20 protein-coding genes are annotated in these 19,660 nt (G+C 43.6%); all 20 read left to right on the top strand.

All coding sequences use genetic code 11. From position 1 onward, the window contains the following. Position 1 precedes the first annotated feature (1 nt). The gene (locus MKY48_RS31040; protein WP_076324006.1) at positions 2-724 is read left to right on the top strand and encodes a response regulator transcription factor; all 723 of its coding nucleotides are present in this window, start codon (positions 2-4) and stop codon (positions 722-724) included. Between the two features lie 290 nt (positions 725-1,014). Then, positions 1,015-1,437 carry a hypothetical protein gene (locus tag MKY48_RS31035; RefSeq protein ID WP_339268481.1) on the top strand — a complete coding sequence of 141 codons (423 nt, stop codon included), beginning with the start codon at positions 1,015-1,017 and terminating at the stop codon, positions 1,435-1,437. A gap of 435 nt (positions 1,438-1,872) precedes the next feature. Then, the gene (locus tag MKY48_RS31030; RefSeq protein WP_339268479.1) at positions 1,873-3,771 is read left to right on the top strand and encodes a helicase-related protein; all 1,899 of its coding nucleotides are present in this window, start codon (positions 1,873-1,875) and stop codon (positions 3,769-3,771) included. Between the two features lie 623 nt (positions 3,772-4,394). After that, positions 4,395-5,102 (top strand): ComF family protein, encoded by a 708-nt coding sequence (locus MKY48_RS31025; RefSeq protein WP_339268478.1) that lies wholly within the window; start codon positions 4,395-4,397, stop codon positions 5,100-5,102. A 114-nt stretch (positions 5,103-5,216) separates the two neighbouring features. Then, a complete protein-coding gene (locus MKY48_RS31020; protein WP_339268476.1) occupies positions 5,217-5,627 on the top strand; it encodes a TIGR03826 family flagellar region protein in 411 nt (136 codons plus the stop codon). 87 nt (positions 5,628-5,714) lie between these two features. Beyond that, positions 5,715-6,011: a flagellar biosynthesis anti-sigma factor FlgM gene (flgM, locus tag MKY48_RS31015; RefSeq protein WP_098749202.1), complete on the top strand. Its 297-nt coding sequence runs from the start codon at positions 5,715-5,717 to the stop codon at positions 6,009-6,011. After that, on the top strand, positions 6,008-6,508 hold the full coding sequence (locus MKY48_RS31010; protein ID WP_260069447.1) for a flagellar protein FlgN: 501 nt from the start codon (positions 6,008-6,010) through the stop codon (positions 6,506-6,508). Before flgM ends, MKY48_RS31010 begins: the two co-directional genes overlap by 4 nt. Positions 6,509-6,526: 18 nt before the next feature. Next, the gene (gene flgK / locus MKY48_RS31005) at positions 6,527-8,101 is read left to right on the top strand and encodes a flagellar hook-associated protein FlgK (protein WP_339268471.1); all 1,575 of its coding nucleotides are present in this window, start codon (positions 6,527-6,529) and stop codon (positions 8,099-8,101) included. Between the two features lie 12 nt (positions 8,102-8,113). Next, complete coding sequence (flgL, locus tag MKY48_RS31000) at positions 8,114-9,007, top strand: flagellar hook-associated protein FlgL (RefSeq protein WP_339268469.1); 894 nt, start codon at positions 8,114-8,116, stop codon at positions 9,005-9,007. 10 nt (positions 9,008-9,017) lie between these two features. Further along, entirely contained in the window at positions 9,018-9,593 is a 576-nt protein-coding gene (locus MKY48_RS30995; RefSeq protein WP_339268468.1) for a DUF6470 family protein, read from the top strand. Between the two features lie 74 nt (positions 9,594-9,667). Then, complete coding sequence (gene fliW / locus MKY48_RS30990) at positions 9,668-10,132, top strand: flagellar assembly protein FliW (protein WP_339268466.1); 465 nt, start codon at positions 9,668-9,670, stop codon at positions 10,130-10,132. Next, positions 10,110-10,346, top strand: coding sequence for a carbon storage regulator CsrA (gene csrA / locus MKY48_RS30985; protein ID WP_339268464.1), 237 nt, complete (start codon positions 10,110-10,112; stop codon positions 10,344-10,346). Before fliW ends, csrA begins: the two co-directional genes overlap by 23 nt. A 169-nt stretch (positions 10,347-10,515) precedes the next feature. Beyond that, positions 10,516-11,337: a flagellin gene (locus MKY48_RS30980; protein ID WP_339268462.1), complete on the top strand. Its 822-nt coding sequence runs from the start codon at positions 10,516-10,518 to the stop codon at positions 11,335-11,337. Positions 11,338-11,420: 83 nt separating this feature from the next. Continuing rightward, positions 11,421-11,762, top strand: a complete 342-nt coding sequence (locus MKY48_RS30975) for a flagellar protein FlaG (protein WP_339268461.1) — start codon at positions 11,421-11,423, stop codon at positions 11,760-11,762. 21 nt (positions 11,763-11,783) lie between these two features. Then, positions 11,784-13,280 carry a flagellar filament capping protein FliD gene (gene fliD / locus MKY48_RS30970; protein ID WP_339268459.1) on the top strand — a complete coding sequence of 499 codons (1,497 nt, stop codon included), beginning with the start codon at positions 11,784-11,786 and terminating at the stop codon, positions 13,278-13,280. A 60-nt stretch (positions 13,281-13,340) separates the two neighbouring features. Then, the gene (gene fliS, locus MKY48_RS30965; protein ID WP_339268458.1) at positions 13,341-13,727 is read left to right on the top strand and encodes a flagellar export chaperone FliS; all 387 of its coding nucleotides are present in this window, start codon (positions 13,341-13,343) and stop codon (positions 13,725-13,727) included. A gap of 1 nt (position 13,728) precedes the next feature. Next, a complete protein-coding gene (locus tag MKY48_RS30960) occupies positions 13,729-14,049 on the top strand; it encodes a hypothetical protein (RefSeq protein WP_339268456.1) in 321 nt (106 codons plus the stop codon). 13 nt (positions 14,050-14,062) lie between these two features. Beyond that, positions 14,063-17,233, top strand: a complete 3,171-nt coding sequence (locus MKY48_RS30955) for an IPT/TIG domain-containing protein (RefSeq protein WP_339268455.1) — start codon at positions 14,063-14,065, stop codon at positions 17,231-17,233. A 75-nt stretch (positions 17,234-17,308) separates the two neighbouring features. Then, the gene (gene fliB / locus MKY48_RS30950) at positions 17,309-18,535 is read left to right on the top strand and encodes a flagellin lysine-N-methylase (RefSeq protein ID WP_339268454.1); all 1,227 of its coding nucleotides are present in this window, start codon (positions 17,309-17,311) and stop codon (positions 18,533-18,535) included. Positions 18,536-18,549: 14 nt separating this feature from the next. Beyond that, positions 18,550-19,659, top strand: coding sequence for a glycosyltransferase family 2 protein (locus MKY48_RS30945; protein WP_339268452.1), 1,110 nt, complete (start codon positions 18,550-18,552; stop codon positions 19,657-19,659). Position 19,660 lies beyond the last annotated feature (1 nt).

Genomic DNA, 19,660 nt, shown 5'->3' with positions numbered 1-19,660 from the left:
GATGGAACATTTGGAGAAAGAGAACGCGATTATTAAAGTATTATTAGCGGATGACCACCAGCTGTTTAGGGAGGGTCTGAAGCGTATACTGAATATGGAGGACGACATTGACGTTATCGGAGAATGCGGCGATGGAATTCAAGTGCTTGAGTTCTGTAACGAAGTGAAGCCGGATATCGTGCTGATGGATATCAACATGCCCACCGAAAATGGCGTTCAAGCAACTGAGAAACTACGTGAAATGTTTCCTGAGATCAAAGTTATCATTCTGTCGATTCATGACGATGAAAGTTATGTGTTTGAAACGCTCCGTAAGGGAGCAAACGGTTACCTCCTGAAGGATATGGAAGCCGAGTCACTGATTAATGCGATTCGTTCGGTACATGAGGGATATGCATTTATCCATCCGAAAGTTACGGGTAAGCTCATTCAACAGCTCCGCCGAATGACTTATGTAAACGAAGCAGGCGCTATGGCTGAGGGCGGTTCGCGTGAGGCTGGAGTCAAGTTTGTGGCAGGCGAGAATAACCCATTGACAAGGCGCGAAGCGGAAGTGCTTAGACTAATGGCCGAAGGCAAGAGCAACAAGATGATAGGGGAATACCTGTTCATTAGTGAAAAAACTGTAAAAAACCACGTCAGCAGCATTTTGCAGAAGATGGAAGTGGACGACCGTACACAAGCGGTTATCAACTCGATCAAATATGGCTGGGTGACGTTGTAATCGCCGATCCGAATGCACGGACGCGTCTTACATAGGGAGGGAACTGCCAAGGGCGGTTCCTTTTTGTTATGATGATTTATAGGTTTTCAGCGAAGCTGAACAAATTCGATAATCGCAAGAAGACATACTTCAAAAGGCGGTCTGTCTTCCGTGAAGGTTCGCCCCAAAAGATGTTGTTCTTATGGTGTTTGAGCCGTTCCCATTAAGTTCTGTGTGGGCTCTGATTACATAGCTGTCACCGTACCCTCCTGACCAGCATATATTGTTGATAAGAGAAGGAGGTGAGTCTCATGGTTGCCCAATTGCTGTGGATACTCGCGGTGTACGGGATTGCTGTTGCTCTGATTCATATCGTGCATGCCCGTCATCTTAGAAGAGCCGGTGAAGGCACGGGGCGGCGCAGGCATTATGTGCTGATCACGTCCAACCATGAGCGGCAGGTGGAATGGTATTTGAGAGCCCTTTCATGGTATGCCCTGCTGAGCGGGACGCGCGTGCGTGTCACCGTCCTTGATGATCAGTCGTACGATGATACGCTGAAGATTGTCCAGAGATTGACTCATTTGTCCGGAATTGAACTGGTATATGGGACTTGGAAGTCCGATGACTCGGCATCACGGGAAATGGGTGCCGGTCCGAATGAAGAAGAAGTGATACGGATCGATCTAAGAAACCCGATGGAGGCTGTTCGGATTCCATATGTACAGGGTTAAACATCAGCAAGTTGTTTTGGTTACCAGGTTGGTATTCATATTGTTAAAGGCGTGAAGCACACTCCAAGCGTAAGCGAAGGGTGTGTTTTTTGTGTTTCTTGGAGGGAGAGTGGCTATCTAATATCAAAATGTGCTTGTTCTTATTTTGTCTACAGCTGAACCTCGCTGAACCTCCTGCATTCAACTCCGTTCTTGTTTCCATGTGATTCTCTGTCTCTCATAGCGGTACTTGTACCCGACTAGGAGAAGTGGGAATAGAGCGGTTAAATTAGGGGTGTGACAGATTTCGACATAGGGCATCGTGAGAAGGATCTATTTCATAATGTAATGGTCTCAGCATGGAACTGGTAAGCCGTAGATATGAAATCTTGCTTAATAACGTACCAGCACTCGGCATTTTACCAGCTTATATGTCTCATTATTGGAGTTGATGTCATGCAGATTGCCATATATGCCATTCGAACATCAGAGAAATGGAAGTGTTTTCTCTCGCTGGATATGCGGGTGGATCTTCAATGGTGGTATGGAGTGAAACGATGGACGGATGAGAAAACCAGCGTACGCTCATTGGTGCTGTTATCAACACAAGTTCCATTAGGGTGGGCCGTTGTCATTCAAGAGAGATTTCGATCCAACCAAGACATGGATCAATGGGGGAAATCGGAATGGCAGAAATATTTGTACCAGAGCTTAAGTTCGTTTTTACTACAAGAGCCTGAAGGAAACAAATCACAATGGAGTCTTTTGTTTACGGAGATTCAGCTATTGGACGGATCGTATGTAAATTCCGTTATCGAAAAAAGGAATGTGGTTGAGGATTGGACTTTGTTGGTACAGCAGGCGGAGCTGCTGATTCAGTGCATGGCAGGACGAGCCTTGCTTGCCGGCGAGGTCGAGGCTTTGTTGGCGGAGGTCGCCTGGGACACCAGCGACTGGCGCTCCGCGGCCCAGCTCGGCGTCCTGCTGGGCCGCCTGCGTTTGGAAGCGGGGCTGGCACAGCCCGCCCCGCAGGGTGCGCCCGGCTGGCTGCGCCGCCGGGCCGTGGCGCTCCGCTGCCGGCGATGCGGCAGCGAGGCCAGGGGCCGCACGGCATGCGCCGCGTGCGGCTCGGCGGCTTGCGCCTATTGCGAGGCCTGCCTCGCGATGGGGCGCAGCCGCGCCTGTGCCCTGCTGCTGCATGGCGCAGCAGGGTCGGCCGTGCGGGGCCCGGCCGGGGGTTCCCCCACCGCGGCCTTGGGCCGGTGGGGGCTTAGCGCAGCGCAAAGCGCCGCCGCTAGCGCTGCGCTGCGGTTTTTGGCGGAGCCGCCCGCAGGGGGCTCCGCGGGGCCCGCCCGGTTTCTCATCTGGGCGGTGACCGGTGCCGGAAAGACTGAAATGATCTTTCCGCTGCTGCATTCTATTCTGGATGCGGGTGGGCGCGTGCTGGTTGCCGCGCCAAGACGGGACGTGGTGCTGGAGCTGGCACCACGCTTATCTAAGGCTTTTCCGGAACAGACAGTGGTCACGTTATACGGGGGAAGTCCGGACAGATGGAAGCAAGGGAGCATCACACTGGCAACGACGCATCAGCTGCTGCGTTTCAGGGGAGCTTTTGACCTGGTCGTGATCGATGAGATTGATGCGTTCCCTTATCATAATGATCCGATGCTGGATTACGCGGCCAAAGGTGCTTGCAAATCAGGGGGGAAGTATATCTATCTGTCAGCCACTCCACCAACGTCTTTACAGCGTGAGGCAGCTGCAGGCCGATTGCCGCATGCCAAAGTCCCCGCACGCTTCCACGGTCATCCATTACCCGTACCGCAAAAGCTGAAAATCTCGACGGTGAACCGCTGTCTACAGGAAAAAAAGCTTCCCCCACCTTTGGTCCGTAGTCTGAGTGCATCTCTTTCCCGTGGTGCTCAAGTGTTCCTGTTCGTTTCCCGCATCAAGCATATTGATCCGATGCTGGAGCTGCTTCGCAAGGCCATTGCCAATATGCCGATTGAAGGAACTTCATCCATCGATCCGGAACGGGCAAGCAAAGTGATGGCCTTTCGTAACCGTGAGATTCGCTTGCTTGTGACAACGACCATTCTTGAACGAGGGGTAACGGTTCCGAAAAGTGACGTGTTTATTTTAGATGCGGACAGTGAGCTTTTTGACGAAGCTGCATTGGTTCAAATGGCCGGCCGCGCGGGCCGATCCAAGGATGATCCGGCAGGACGGGTGGTATTTGCTGCGCCTCAATGGACTCGGAGCCAAAGCTCGGCAGTCCGGCAAATCAAGGCGATGAACCGAATCGCACGTAAAGGCGGGTATTTATGGTCTGTTCAGGAATTGTCGAATGACTAGGGGATTGAGTTAAACATGATATTTAGTGTTAGCTTTCATAGACTCTCATAGCTCTCATTTACTCCCATGGCTCTCATAGCTCATAGTTCATGAAACCTCATGGATCCTCATGGATCCTCATAATTCTTCATATAACTCATCTTTAACAAACGATTGATAGATATGATAGAAGGAACAGTGGTAAGTCAGGAAAATGTAGTAATGGAATTGGAAATCAACTGGATGCTCAGCTTTGAGAGTTTTGGGTGATTGGGTTTCATCGGGACATGAGTTTCTATCTAAGACGTATGTATTATTCAATCAGGAATCATTTTAACACTTTCAATTTAGTTGAGGAAAATACTATCAGGCATATATCGGCAATCGCGGCAATGGGTGTGGCGATATGCACGCGCTGTTAGCTGTGTACTTTTTTTATCTGGTTTATTGGTGTTCTTTATTCTATCTCTCTTAGAAAGGAAGGAGCATATTTGATATCAAATGTCTTTAGCCATTTGCTCGGGCATATGCATCGTTTGCTCAAACCGATTGACGAAACCTGCCTCACTTGTGGAAAAACAGGTTCATTCAACCGGGAACTTCCGGGAATATGCCGTGCCTGTTATCGGATTATCCCCTGGATCATGAAACCCAAATGTTGGCGATGCGGGCGGGGAATCGGCTGTCCCGATTGTATTCGATCAGGCATGAACGAGCGGAGCTTTATTTTGAATCGGAGTGCGGTAACCTATGATACGCAGATGAGAGAGTGGTTGGCCCAGTATAAATATAGGGGGAATGAGCGTTACGCTCCTCTTTTGATAGAAATGATGTTACGGGTATACACGCTGCTCCATCGGGAAGCGAACATCCATTTGGGCAATAAGGGGTCACGGAATTCTGGCAACATACCATGGAGTATACATGCCGTCACTTCGGTTCCGGTCAGTGAGGAAAGGCTTCAGGAAAGGGGGTTCAATCAAGCGGAGGTGCTCGCACAAGGGCTTGCGCTTAGAATAAAGGCGCCTTGTGTTCGGCTGCTGGAACGTAGACGTCACACGAATAAACAGAGTTTCAAGAGCCGGATGGATCGGCTAAAGGATATGGAGGGTGTTTTTGGTGCGTTGCAGGATGCACCTGATGTACTGTGGTCCATAAGCAGGCAGGTAGTAGAGCATAATCGATCTCAAGTGCGGACATCACGGATCAAAGGACCTTTCCGTATATTATTGGTAGATGATATATACACAACCGGGAGTACGATTAACGCTTGTGCTCAGGTTTTGCGGAGATATGAATCCATTGTAGAAATGCCCATCGAGATCTATAGTTTAACCTGGGCTCGTTCGTAAATGATTAAATATAGGAAAAATGTGTGGATTCTGTTACCGAATGATAGACGTAAGGCCTAAGATAATGTAATCTAGGGGTATTAAAGGTTCTATGTGGCATGGAGGTTGTTGAGCATGAATCTGGGGAATTGCCCTCGGTGCGGCAAGTTATATACGGTTAATATTCGGGAATTATGTCCTGATTGCATGAAGGTTATTGAGAAGGAATATGAAAAATGCGCAACCTTCCTTCGTGAGCAAAAAGGTGCAACTATTCATGAGGTATCTGAGGCTACGGAAGTATCTGTGCGGCAAATTACGAAGTTTATCAAGGAAGGCCGGATCTCGATTGCGAACGCGCCAAACCTGGCGTATCCTTGCGAAGTTTGCGGAACGTTGATTCGTGAGAGCAATATGTGCGAGTCCTGCCGGACGCGCTTAACGAGGGAGCTAAGGCAGGCTGCTGCTGGCGACCAGGAAAATCAGCCTGGGTCCAGAAAAGACAGAGAGACTTACAGTGCAGTCGATAAACTGCGCAAATACTAACTTTTGAACTATTAACAATGTTTCATATCCGACCGATAAACTTAGTAAAGCTTATCGGTCTTTTATTTTAAGTGAGGTGAATAGGGCGTGAAGATTAACGAATCGGGACGTGTGAACGGCATCAATTCGTATCAACGGAATATTGAATCTCGGGAGATGCAGCATATCGATAAGAAGAAGCGCCGCAAGGATGAAGTATCAATCTCCTCGGAGGCGATGGAACTGAGTGCACAGAGTAAAGTACAGGATCCGGAACGCGCGGAGAAAATTCAGCGTTTGAAGGAATCTGTAGCTAATGGTACTTATGAAGTGCCAGTCGACCGTTTAGCAGACAAATTGCTCCCGTATTTTCAATCCTACAATAAATCAGGTGAGTCCAAGTGAGTGCTAGGTCCATAATCGAATATATGAAGCGTCAGGATGAGCTGCATCAGCAGCTCATAGAGGCAGGGAAAGATAAAAGGCAAGCCATTCTGGATAATGATGTGGAACGTCTTACAGCGGTCATGACCAAGGAGAACCGCCTGCTGAAGCAGGTGGCGGAAACGGAAGCGCTGCGTCAAGGTGCCGCAGATGATTTTTTACGTGAGAAGGGCATCCGCTCCCAGCTTCAGCTGACGGTTACTGAAATGACTCGTCTTGTATTTAACCCGGAGGAAAAAACAGAGCTGCAGGATGTGCAGCAGCAATTAATGGACAGGCTCATGGAACTCAAAGAGCTGAATGCGATTAACCGGGAGCTAATTGAGCAATCACTAGCGTTCATAGATTACAGTTTAAATTTGTTAGTCAGTCGTCCGGAGGATGATTTGCTTTATCAGCATCCGAAGCATCAGAATCCTGCCGGCAAGGGCCGAAGCATGTTTGATACCAGGGCATAAGCAGAAAGGAAAATGTAGATGAGATCCACATTTCATTTGCTCGAAATCGGAAAGAGGGGCTTGATTGCCCAGCAAGCTGCAATTAACACAGCTGGTCATAACGTTACGAACGCCAATACGCCAGGATACTCTCGCCAGACTACTCGCCTTGTTGCAGCCAACCCCATTGCTTTCCCGGGACTGCAGCGTTCCCAAGCGGCCGGTCAGCTCGGGATGGGTGTAGAAGCGGAAAGTATTCAGCGGGTACGGGACTTTTTATTGGATATCGAATATCGCAATCAGAATACGAATTTGTCGACATGGAGCGTTCAGCAAGAGACGCTTTCGAATATTGAGGGGATTTTTAATGAGCCTTCGGACAGCAGCTTGAGTGCAAGTATTTCTGAATTCTGGACGGCTTGGCAGACGCTGAGCAAGAATCCGAGCGACACCGACTTGTCCGCCCGTATGGCGGTTCAGCAGAAAGCGATCGCTTTGACGGAAACGTTTAACCATATTTACTCACAATTGGATACCCTCAGCAATAACCTGACTTCTCGTATTGACACTAAGGTTGCTGAAGCTAACAACTATATCGACCAAGTTGCAGAGTTAACCCAGAGTATTAAACGGATTGAGGGTCTTGGTGACAACGCGAATGATCTGCGTGATAAGCGGGATCTGCTCATCGATCAGCTCTCCTTGCTCGGGAACGTGAATGTAACCGAGACAGGGGACGTCTATCAAGTGACGTTCGGAAATCAAGTTGTGGTGGATGATATGACTTCTACTCCGATTACGAACGCCATCGCCGGCGCATTGACCGGTGGGGAGATCGCTGGTTATGTGACCTCTCGTGATGTGCATGTTCAAGGATATATCACCCAGCTGAACATTATGGCCAACACACTGGCTACAGGCAAAGTGGAAGTGACCATACCGGCTGGAACAATTCTTCCTCCGGGCGTGAGTATCCCGAAAGCGGTTATGGATGCGAATAATCCTCGCAAGCTTGCTCAGGATGTGAAGCATACGGTTGATGGCCTTAACGGATTACATAAATTGGGTTATACCCTTAATGAGCCGGCCACAACAGGGGGCGACTTCTTTGTATCTGCTAACGGCGGGCCAATTACCGCTGGGAATATGAGATTAAGCCAGACGATCCAATCCGATCTGAAGAATATCGGCGCTTCCCTGCGGACAGAAATGAAGACTGATCCGGATAACGGTACGACCTCTGAGGTGGTTCTGAAAGGGAACGGCGGCATGGCGCTTCTGATTGCGCAACTGTCAGAACGTACGTTTAATTTCAATCCGAATAACAACAGTGGTTCAGTAACGGACATCACGAATTTTGAAGGATATCTGCAGTCAGTTATCTCCAAATTGGGTACGGACAGCAGCAATGCCAAAAAGATGGTGGAGAACGGCACGTTGTTGGTGGAGCATGCCGATACACTCCGTCTATCGATTAGCAGTGTATCACTTGATGAAGAGATGTCGGATCTGATCCGCTTCCAGCATGCTTACAGCGCCTCATCACGTGTGGTTACTACCATTGATGAGATGCTGGACAAATTAATCAACGGTACCGGCGTCGTCGGCAGATAGGAGGAATAATTTATGCGCATAACCCAATCCATGATGACTAGCTCCATGATGAGCGGTTTGCAAGGTAACTATCGCAGACTGGACAAATATCAGGAGCAAATGATGACCCAGCGCCGGATTAACCGTCCTTCCGACGATCCGGTGGGTGTAGCCAGTGCGCTCCAATACCGTGGTCAAATCACTGCTACAACGCAGTTTGAGCAAAATGCGGAGGATGCAGATGCGTGGCTAAAGTATGGAGACACAGTAATGACCGAAGTTACACAGATTGTTCAAAAACTTTCAGAACTGGCGGTGCAGGGTGGAACTGATACAGTACCGAAAGATGCTAGAGTAAATATTGCGGCAGAGGTAGATCAGTTATATCAACAGCTGATTTCTTTGGGTAACTCACAATTCAAAGGGAAGTACATTTTTAATGGTGAGAGAACCGACGAGAAGCCATTCCCTGATGATCCAACCCAAACCGCATATGAATTGGATAATGGCGAAGTGAGATATCAAGTTGGAGCGGGAATTACTGTTTCTGTGAACACTTTGGGAGGGAAAGTGTTTGGAGCGTTTGGAGACGCCACGGGAATATTTGCTGTGGTAGATAATCTTAAGAAGGCGCTGTTGGCAGACGATACAGCAGGCATCCAAAGTGCCATTCCTTCACTACAGAAGAATCTCGAGACGACAATAACCGCTCAGTCGGAGATGGGTGGAAAGCAAAATCGTCTTGAATTTACTCTTAGTAGGCTGGGTGATTTAAATATAAACTACATGGATCTACAATCAAAAGTTGAAGATGCAGATATATCAAAAGTAATAATTGATCTCAAAACCTCTGAGAGTGTTTATCAGGCTTCTTTAGACACCATGGCTCGCATTATTCGTCCAAGTTTGTTGGATTTCTTAAGGTAGGGGGATTTCAATGATTATCCCCCGAATACAGATTCAGCAAGGGTACTCACAGATTGGTCTACAGACTACAAAGGGTCAGCTGAGTATTGAACAACCCAGGCCGACTCTCGACATGAGACAGCAGCGTGGTGTCGTGGAGATGGAACAAACTAAGGCGAGCTTGGAGATCGACTCGAGAAAGGCTTGGTCTGCACTAGGAAAGCCGCGAATTGAAGAACTGACGGACCGTATTGCCCAGTCTTCGTTACAAATATCAATGCAAAACATTGCAGAGATCGCTCAGAACGGAGATCGTATGATGGCAATTCAAGAAGGCGGGAACGTGTTTGCCGAGATTGCTAGGGAAAATGTGTTTAAGGACCGGCCAAGAGTTGAGGTGATGGGTGAACCGGGATATGATAATGTGGAGATTACCTTCATCCCCGGACAGGTCAATACTACTTATATTCCAGGTGGGGTCACTTTTAATCCTGAAACTCATAAACCGGTAATTGATTACCAGCCTGGTAAGGTCAGTACTTATTTAACACAAAAAAATTATATAAATATATCTGTAATAGGAAATCAACTGGATACAGTTGTCTAACTACAGGTTTACAATAGCTATAATGGACAAATGTCATTATAGCTATTGTTGTTAGAAAGGGAGGAATATAAACCATGATTGTCAATACAAAGAGATTTGGTCCAATAGAGATTATGAATGATCAAGTTATTACCTTTGTGCGCCCAATATTTGGATTCGAAGAATTATCGAAATATTTTGTTGTTCAGTCAGAAGAGGACCGTCGTCCTTTTGAGTTTTTACAATCCATTGAAGATGAAGATTTAACCTTTATCGTAACAGACCCTTTTGCCTTTTTTAAGAATTATGAATTTCAATTAGATTCTCATTGGATAGAAGCTTTAGGTGTAGAAAGTGAAAAGGATGTACAAGTGATGGTAGTCGTTACTGTTCGTTCTGCTGAAGATATTTCTTGCAATTTAAGGGCTCCTATTGTACTCAATAGAGCTAGAAATGTTGCTGCTCAAATTGTTTTGGACAATGGAGGTTACTCGACAAAGATATCGCTGTCAGAGAGGAAGAAAGGAGAGGATTTTGATGCTGATTCTGTCAAGAAATAAAGGGCAGAAGATCATGATTAACGATAATGTTGTGCTTTCTGTAATTGAAGTGAATGGCGATCAGGTCAGAATTGGTATCGAAGCTCCTCCCAATGTAACCATTTATCGTGAAGAGATATATGAAGCAATTAAACAACAGAATCAAGATGCTATCCAGTTTAATGAAGATATTCAACAAATTTTGAAACAAGTGATGGATCCGTCTAAGGCATAAAAATTTTTATGGAAAATTGATAAACTGCTATAAACAATCCTAGGATGCAGCCGATAAATATAATATGGGTCGAAAGACATGGCAGTAACGGCCGTATGCTAATGTCTCGATCACAATAGGGTGAAGCAAGGATGCTAATCACCAACACATTCCAAGGAGGAATTATATCATGCGTATTAATCACAATATCAGCTCTTACAACACTCAGCGTCAATTGACCGCTAATAACAATGCTCAAAGCAAATCTTTAGAGAAATTGTCTTCTGGTTATAGAATTAACCGTGCAGCTGACGATGCTGCTGGTTTGGCTATTTCCGAAAAAATGCGTAACCAGATCCGTGGATTGGAGCAAGCTAACAAAAATGCTCTCGATGGTATCTCTTTGATTCAAACTGCAGAAGGTGCATTGAATGAAACTCATTCCATGCTGCAACGTATGGGTGAATTGTTTACTCAAGCAGCTAACGAAGTGTTGACTTCTGCTGACACTGCTAAAATTGATGCCGAGATCGGCCAATTGACTGAGCAAATTGATGCTATTGCTTCTCAAACAAGCTTTAACACGAAAAACTTGTTGGGTGATTCCGCTCCTGCGAGCCTCGTGCTTCAAGTGGGTGCTAACAAAGGTGAAACAATTACTCTTTCCCTCACTAAAGCCACTACAACTGAGCTTAAAATTAATGGCTTGGCTGCCCTTGACGGAACTAATGCTAAAGCAACTGAAAACCTTGAAAAAATCCAAAGTGCAATCGATCTCGTTTCTGAGAATCGTGCTAGCTTGGGTGCCGTTCAAAATCGTTTGGAGCACACTATTAACAACTTGGGTACAACTTCTGAAAACCTCCAAGCTGCAGAATCTCGTATCCGTGATGTAGATATGGCAAAAGAAATGAGCGAATCCACGAAAACGAATATTCTGCAACAAGCAGCTACTGCTATGTTGGCTCAAGCGAACCAACAACCTCAAGCTGTTCTGCAATTGCTCCGTTAATCAATGGTTTAATGCAGGAGCCGGCCGGATTATCCGGTCGGCTTTTTTAAATAAATTTAAAACTATATAAGGAGCTGTTTTAAGTGCGAGTTGATTCGTTCTCTGACAGGCCGATACAAAAGGCTAATATCATCAGCGAAGATGCTTCTACTATCAACAGCCAGCAAGAAACTGCAACGAGTAAAGTTGATTCGCTCGTAACTGAGCAAAGATTAAACGATTTGATTGATAGAGGAAACAAGGTCCTTCTCAGAATGGATACACACTTACAGTGGTCAGTTCACAAGAGTAGTCATCAAATGATCGTAAAAGTAGTGGACACGAAAACTAATGAGACCTTAAGAGAGATTCCACCGGAGAAGTATCTGGACTTGGTGCAAAACTTATGTGAACAGGTTGGCCTTTTTCTTGATGAACGCAAATAAAGTAACAGGAGGTGCATTTACTTGTCCTCACCTATTAGATTGAGTGGTTATGCTTCCGGACTCGATACGGATAGTATGATTAAGCAATTAATGCAGGTAGAACGAGCTCCTTTAAACAAACTGAATCAACAAAAGCAGAAGATTGCCTGGAAACGTGATGCATATCGAGAAATGAATACACATCTGACCACAATCAGAAACTTAACAGATAAAATGCGGTTCTCTAGCGCTTATAATAAGCAAACCGCAGTAAGCAGTGACACTAGTGTAGTAACAGCCACAACTTCATCAACTGCAACCAGTGGAGGATATACGATCAAAGTAAATAGCCTGGCCACCAGCGCACTAGTTACCGGAAACAATGTTTCTGTAGATCTAAAGGCCAAGGTAAACAGTTCCGAAATAGTTGGAGACGGTAAATTCGAAGTTGTTGGAAAAGACGGGAAAAGTATAGAGGTTACAGTAACGGCTGATTCTACATATGAATCTGTACTAAAACAGGTTAATAGCGCTAATATAGGTGTTTCCATGAGCTATGACAGCATAAACAAGCGATTTATGCTTAGCTCAACATCGACGGGTGCTAGTGCTTCTGTAATGATTAATGACACCAGCGGAACCGCAGCTTCATTATTGAAACTTAGTACACCTGCTACAGTAACCGGTACAAATGCAACGGTCGAGCTGAATGGTAAAGAGATGATCTTGGAAACCAACTCATTTGAATTTAATGGGGTTCGATTCGACCTGAAGGGAGTATCAACAACGACTGCTTCAGTCTCAGTTTCTCGGGACACTACCGGCATTGTAGACCAGATAAAGGGTTTTGTTGAGCAATATAACTCGCTGGTTGATAAAGTCAACTCCTTGGTCAAAACTGTACCGAACCGTAATTATGCCCCTTTGTCTGATGAAGAAAAGGAAGCAATGACTGACAAACAAATCGACCTTTGGGAAACGAAAGCCAAGTCAGGAGTGCTATATCGCGATAGTATTTTACAAGATACACTGTCATTATTGCGCTCCTCGTTGATTTCTAATGTAAAAGGCCTTGATAAAAATATGGATTCCTTGTCTGATATAGGGATCACATTCAAGGGATATACACAAGGATTAACGAGTGAGTTAGGAAAGCTTACGATAGACGAGAACAAACTCAAAGAAGCCGTGAGTAACAATCCAGACGGAGTTATGGACTTGTTTTCTAAATCAAGCAGTTTAGACCCTAAGGATAAAAACTATCAAAGTGAAATAGGCTACGCCGAGAGACTGTATAATAATTTGTCGACACAAATCAATAAAATTATTAAACAGATTGGAAGTGGCACTGTTTCTGATGTGGAGGATAACAGTCAATTAGGTAAACAAATCGGTGATATTAACGATAAGATCAACACAGTTAATAATCGTTTACAGACTGTTGAAAGTCGTTATTACAAGCAGTTTACTGCTATGGAACTGGCGATCCAAAAGTTAAACAGTCGAGGTTCTTGGCTAGGCGCCCAATTAGGACAGTAGGTGGCACTAACAACTTCGTTATATTCGAAGTCAATTTTAATTAAAGGGAGAGGTACATTGATGATTACTTCCAATTACCAACAACAATATTTGAGAACAAAAGTGGAAACGGCTAGTCCGGGTGATCTGACTCTTCTTTTATATGAAGAATTGTATCGAAAATTGAACATGGCGAAGATGCTTTTAGACAAAAATCAGCATGCAGATATGCTCACACCCATTCATGGTGCACGCTCTATATTATATGAATTGTTAAGTACATTGAATTTCGAATATCAAATTTCTTATGAATTGCGTGATTTGTACCAGTTTTACTTATCACAGCTCAGTGAATTCATAATTAAAAAAGAACTTCAATTATTGGACAATGTTATAGAATTTGCGCGGGAATTGGTAGATACATGGAAGCAGGCAGTACTTCTCGTCAAAAGTGGAAAAGGGAACTAGCATGGAAAGATACGATATAATGTGCAGATTAAAGTATATTTATGAGGAAATAGTAAGGTCATGCGATGCAAAGCAATTGCTTAGTAAAGAAACAGAAATTGACGAACTCTATCATGCTTTGAATTTGATGGAGAGTGAAGCATACAGCCAACAAGAGGTTGTATTGTTGAAAGAATTGTCTGATTTAAACAAAGCGATACAAACTTTAATGACAAATGCTATGAATCAGATGCAGAGGGTTCATAATATGTCCCCGAGAGTACAGAAACAATATGATAACAACTCATATGCTGATTCTTACTTTGTTGATCAGAAATACTAATAGGAGGTTAAGTATGGTAAAGGGTAAGCGGTTATTAACGATGCTCCTAGTAATATTAATTAGCATCGGTATCTTCCCCAATTTACAAACTAATGCTGCCGTTAATTATGTCACGGCATCGCAAACGGTCAATCCATCAAGTATTTTGGTCGGTGGGGAGACTGAGGTGACTCTCAACTTAAAGGGCACACCTCCAGTGAACGTTGTTCGTCCTAATGATGTTATTCTTATTATTGACAGGTCTGGGAGTATGGGTTCTGAGAAAATGAATAACGCTAAGGAAGCAGCTAAAGGTTTCATCGATTTGATGGACCTGTCACAGCACCAAGTTGGTATCCTTGACTATTCTTCCAATGCCTTTGCAGGCCTTCCACTTACAACAGATGGCTCCGCAGCCAAGAATTATATTGATAAAATAGTGGCTAGCGGGGGGACGAATACTGCTGAGGCTATTACAAAAGCTCAGGAAATGTTGGCAAATCACCGTTCAGAGGCTCAACCAGTTATTGTGTTATTAACAGATGGTGATGCTACGGTAGGCGGCGATGGCCTTAACGCTTATGATTACACCTTGAAAAAGGCCCGGGAAGCGAAAGAGGCAGGAGTTGTATTCTATACAATTGCATTGCTGGATGTAAATACTGATCCTGCAACTAGTGGACCGAACAAGTTGTTGAAAGATATGGCCACAACATCACATCATCATCATTTTGTCCTCGGTTCTACAGGGTTGTCTGAAATTTATGCAGCTATCGTTAGAGAAATCGGATTAGCGAGTGCTTATGATGTAGTTGTAACTGAAACTGTTGCGGACGGATTTGAAATCGTCGAAGGATCCTACGAGAATAACATTCCAAAGCCGACGGTTTCGGGAAATACATTAACTTGGAATTTCCTTGAGTTAAAACAGGATACGCTTTCGTTCACGTATAAGATTCGTCAAAAGTCCGACGGCAAGAATGGGATATTTCCGATTACAAATTCAAGCTCCAATGTGAAATACAAGGACTATACGGGGGCAAATCGTACTTATTATATACCTCCTGTTAATTTGGAGGTGAAAAATCCGGCCCCGGTAATTACGAACGTAACCCCAAATAAAGATGTAATTACTGGCGGACAAAAAGTGGTGATTGAAGGACAGAATTTTCTTCCGAATCCTAGAGTGAAATTTGGCGGGGTATTTTCTACCTCCGTTAATTTCATTAGTGATCAACAACTGGAAGTGATTGTTCCTCCAGGTAACCAGGGTAACACAACAGTTACATTAATCAATACTGATAATCAAACGGCTATAGCGGATTTTGCATATTATGCTCAACCAGAAGTTAGTAGCATAACACCTCCGTCCGGACCAATGGCTGGTGGGACGAAATTGGCTATTTCTGGGAAAAACTTTATGAATGGTGTAAAGGTTAAGATCGGTGAGAATTATGCAACTTCAGTAACCTTTAATTCCTCCATATATTTGTTTGCGATTACTCCTCCTGCAGACCAAGCAGGCACTGTAGATGTAACCATAGAGAATTCTGACGGTACTACAATAACTGTTCCGGGTGCATTTACATACGAAGTACCACCTAAAATGGAACTTATCAGCATTGCGCCTTCTGAAGGTTATACTACAGGCGATGAAGTAGTTACATTAAACGGTAAGATGTTTGAGAAAACCAGTCAGGTTTACTTTGGTGATACTTTGGCTTCAGGAGTCGTCTATTACAGCCAGGAGAAAATAACTGCAAGGACACCTGCGTGGACACAGGAAGATACGGTCGACGTGAAAGTAGTCAATGCAGATGGAACGATTTCTTTACTTCAGCAGGCATACAAATATATAAACCCACCAGGACCTAAACCACCGACAATCACTTCTGTAAGTCCAACGAATGGTCCTTTAGAGGGTGGTACAGCAGTTTATATTGATGGTAGTGATTTCGTTTCAGGATCTAAAGTAATTTGGGGTGGAACTGAACTTAAGGCGACATTGGTAAATACTTCGAGATTGAAAATAGTGACTCCAACCTGGCCTAAACCAGAGAAGGTCTCTCTTTCTGTCGTTAATCCTGATCAGCAATTAGCAACGGTTGCCGATGCATTTACGTATGACGCGCCTCCACCAAAGCCAGCACCAACGTTAAGAGCTGTTTCTCCGGCTAACGGACCTTTAGCAGGAGGTACAGTGATCTATGTAGATGGAGCAAATATTGATCCTAAGGCTAAATTATATTTTGTAACCGGTGGTCAAGAAATAGACCTCCGAGCAACATATGTGAACGCTACTCGTATGAAGGTTACCACTCCAGCGGGTGCGGCACCAGGACCTGTTGATCTTAAAGTTATTAATCCAGATGAGCAAAGTGCTGATCTAGCTGGTGGATTTACTTACGATGCACCACCAGTTTATCCGGCTCCAGTTATTACAAGCCTTACTCCAAACTTAGGCAATATGAGAGGCGGTTATATTGTAGATATCTTTGGAACTGATTTCCAAAAGGACGCAACTGTGATTTTTGGAAATACTCCATTGACCTTGGCAGCCTACATGAGCCCAACTAATGTCAGAGTTAGAGTGCCTGTATCGGCGATTGCCGGATCTGTTGATGTTACATTGACAAATCCGGATGGAAAGTCTTCGAATTTGGTTAATGCATTTACCTATCAAGAGGATATTCCTTCTATTTCTGCATTGACACCGAATAAAGGACCATTAGCTGGTGGAACAACCGTATATATTGATGGAAGTTACTTCGCTTCTGGGTTAACTGTTAGCATGAATAACTCTAATATAAGTTACACTTATGTCAGCTCTTCCAGAATAAGAATAACAACCCCTGCTTCTGGAGTTGCTGGCCCGGTTGAGATCAAAATTACGAATCCATCAGGCCTGTCAGCTGTGGCCACATTTACTTACGAAGCGCCACCACCGTTGCCAGCTCCAGTGATTACTGCAGTGTCTCCTGCGTCAGGACCGATTAATGGAGGAACTACAATTTATATTGACGGTAGAAACTTGACCTCTGGAGCGAAAATTAACTTTAATGGCGTTGAATATAACGCATCATATGTGAACACCACGCGAGTTAAATTTCAGGTTCCGGCGGCAGCATCTGCAGGAATAGTGTCTTTCTATCTGATTAATTCAGATGGCCAGAGTAGCGGGACATTGAATTTTGAATATAAATAAACGGTAGTATGCTTCTTGGGGGGCCATATGTGGCCCCCTTTTCTAATTATTTTATTTTACACAGGGGTGATATTCTTGCAGCATGAAGTTCTTATCCCAACCTATATGAAAACTTTTAATTGTATCGGGTCTGCTTGTGAAGATAGCTGTTGCGTTGGATGGAAGGTTACTTTAGATAAGGACACATACAAGAAATATAAGAATATAAAGGAACCTGTACTTACTGCAAAATTAAAGAATTCTATGAAGCGAAATAAAGATGTTGAGGCAGGAGATAATTATTACGCTAGTTTCGTTATGGGCGAAAAAGGTCGTTGCCCAATGCTGGAGGAAAGTGGATTGTGTGCAATTCAAGCCTCAGTGGGCGAGGAGATGCTTTCTAGAACTTGCAGTACTTATCCTAGAGTCATTAACAAGGTAGGAGATTCATTGGAAATGTCTGCAAAGCTCTCTTGCCCGGAGATTGCTAGGCTGGCTCTCTTGAATTCCGAGGGTATTGATTTTGAGTATACAAATATAGCATTTAAAAACAATTGGGGACAGATGGGGTGGATGAATACATCTGAATCTGCCAATGGGGAATATTTGTTTTGGGATTTACGAATGTTTGCTATTGAAATATTGCAAAATAGAAATCTGCATTTAAATGATCGTATGATTCTACTTGGTCTAATTATCGATAAAGTTCAGCAGGCAATAGATCGAAATGATTACGATGATATCCCCTCAATAATTAAAGCGTATAAAAACAAAATGCAGGATGAATCATTTACATCCAGTCTTTCACGGATTCAAGTTAATCATGAATTACAATTAAAGCTTATCATTGAGATTATTGAAAAACGTAATGCGGTAGGTGGAGAAATTCCAAGATACATGGAATGCTATCATGAAATGCTACAAGGTTTGAATATTCAGGGAGAAATGATTGAATTAAATGATTTGGTTAAATCTTATGAATTGAATCACAAAAGTTATTACACTCCGTTCATGATGCAACAAGGATATATTTTAGAAAATTATTTAGTTAATTATGTTTATGAAACTCTGTTCCCCAATGTTAAGGGAAATATATTTACCCAATTTGCAAGGATGTCCATTTTATATTCTCTCTTAAGAATTCATTTGGTAGGTGTATCAGGGTTTTATAAAGGATTATCTTCTGAAATAGTTATTAAGATAATCCAATCTTACACTCGAGTGTTTGAGCATAACGCCTCTTTTATGAATATGATTTCAGAACTTTTTCGTCAAAATAAGCTGGAGTCGCTTCCGCACATTGTTACATTGTTAAAGGAGTAAATCAGGAGGGGACTATGAACGATCTGCTACCGATATCAGCTTGTATTCTTGTTAGAGATGAAGAAAAGGTCATAGATCGATGTATTGTTTCTCTAATAAATGTTGTTCGTGAGATTATTGTGGTAGACACGGGCTCAACTGATGACACAGTCAATCTAGTACAGAAATATCCGGTGAAATTGCTTTCTTTTCAGTGGGCAAATAACTTTTCTGATGCCAGAAACTTCGCTATTCAGCATGCTAAACAGCCTTTTGTCTTTATGATTGATGCAGACGAAGTTTTGGGCGAAGAATCGATCTGCTCTCTACGAGAGTTTATTAAGAAGAAGCCTACAGTGCCTGCAACAGTGACTATAAGCAGTATTATCAATGAACAGAAATCTGTAAGCTCCAATATCACAAGGATTTTCCCGAATAATGCCTGCTATCGTTATCGTGGAGCTATTCATGAACAACTCTGTTTTCAAGGGAGAGCACTAGAAACTACGAGGTATAGTAATGTAAAACTATTACATGATGGATACCAAAAAGCTAAAATACAAAATAAATCAAAGATAGAACGGAATATAATGCTGCTTCAAGAACAATTGAAGATAGAACCTGATTCTGTGTACTTTAGGTTTCAAATTGGTCAAACATTGTTTGTAGATCAAAAATATAAAGAAGCAGTCCTCTATTTTGATGATGCGCTAAGAATGCTATCTAAGGAACATTCTATCCCTAAATATATTTCTACGTTGTTTTTATCATATGGTTATTGTTTGTTTTATAATGCTGAATTTGATTCCTTGGACTTACTTCTTCAAGATGCCATCGATTTCTTCCCGAATTATACGGATCTATACTTTTTATATGGACTTTCTTTAATACAAAGAAAGGAAGTTAGTGATCTGGTTCAAATCAAGGAAGTATTTGAATATTGTATGCAGCTGGGGGAAATTACGGATGGATCTTACGAATCGGTAGAAGGCGTTGGTTCTTACAGGGCTTTATATAATTTGGGTGTTTATTATGAGGTGACTAATCAGCAAGCCGAGGCGAAAAAATGTTATTCCAAAAGCGCTGAAGCAGGTTTTGTACCTGCAGTCGAAGGTTTGGAACGGGTAAAGACAGTGAAAGCTTAAG

The sequence above is a fragment of the Paenibacillus sp. FSL W8-0187 genome (assembly GCF_037969755.1).
Taxonomy (GTDB): domain Bacteria; phylum Bacillota; class Bacilli; order Paenibacillales; family Paenibacillaceae; genus Paenibacillus_AQ.
The sequence above is the reverse complement of the archived record's forward strand: the minus strand, read 5'-3'. Positions and strand labels throughout refer to the sequence as shown.

Coding starts and splice junctions, on each gene's coding strand:
- MKY48_RS31040 (WP_076324006.1), top strand. CDS start 2: ATGGAACATTTGGAGAAAGAGAACGCGATTATTAAAGTATTATTAGCG.
- fliW (WP_339268466.1), top strand. CDS start 9,668: ATGATTGTCAATACAAAGAGATTTGGTCCAATAGAGATTATGAATGAT.
- flgK (WP_339268471.1), top strand. CDS start 6,527: ATGAGATCCACATTTCATTTGCTCGAAATCGGAAAGAGGGGCTTGATT.
- MKY48_RS30960 (WP_339268456.1), top strand. CDS start 13,729: ATGGAAAGATACGATATAATGTGCAGATTAAAGTATATTTATGAGGAA.
- MKY48_RS31030 (WP_339268479.1), top strand. CDS start 1,873: ATGCAGATTGCCATATATGCCATTCGAACATCAGAGAAATGGAAGTGT.
- MKY48_RS31035 (WP_339268481.1), top strand. CDS start 1,015: ATGGTTGCCCAATTGCTGTGGATACTCGCGGTGTACGGGATTGCTGTT.
- flgL (WP_339268469.1), top strand. CDS start 8,114: ATGCGCATAACCCAATCCATGATGACTAGCTCCATGATGAGCGGTTTG.
- MKY48_RS30955 (WP_339268455.1), top strand. CDS start 14,063: ATGGTAAAGGGTAAGCGGTTATTAACGATGCTCCTAGTAATATTAATT.
- fliS (WP_339268458.1), top strand. CDS start 13,341: ATGATTACTTCCAATTACCAACAACAATATTTGAGAACAAAAGTGGAA.
- MKY48_RS30980 (WP_339268462.1), top strand. CDS start 10,516: ATGCGTATTAATCACAATATCAGCTCTTACAACACTCAGCGTCAATTG.
- csrA (WP_339268464.1), top strand. CDS start 10,110: ATGCTGATTCTGTCAAGAAATAAAGGGCAGAAGATCATGATTAACGAT.
- MKY48_RS30945 (WP_339268452.1), top strand. CDS start 18,550: ATGAACGATCTGCTACCGATATCAGCTTGTATTCTTGTTAGAGATGAA.
- MKY48_RS30995 (WP_339268468.1), top strand. CDS start 9,018: ATGATTATCCCCCGAATACAGATTCAGCAAGGGTACTCACAGATTGGT.
- MKY48_RS31020 (WP_339268476.1), top strand. CDS start 5,217: ATGAATCTGGGGAATTGCCCTCGGTGCGGCAAGTTATATACGGTTAAT.
- MKY48_RS31025 (WP_339268478.1), top strand. CDS start 4,395: ATGAAACCCAAATGTTGGCGATGCGGGCGGGGAATCGGCTGTCCCGAT.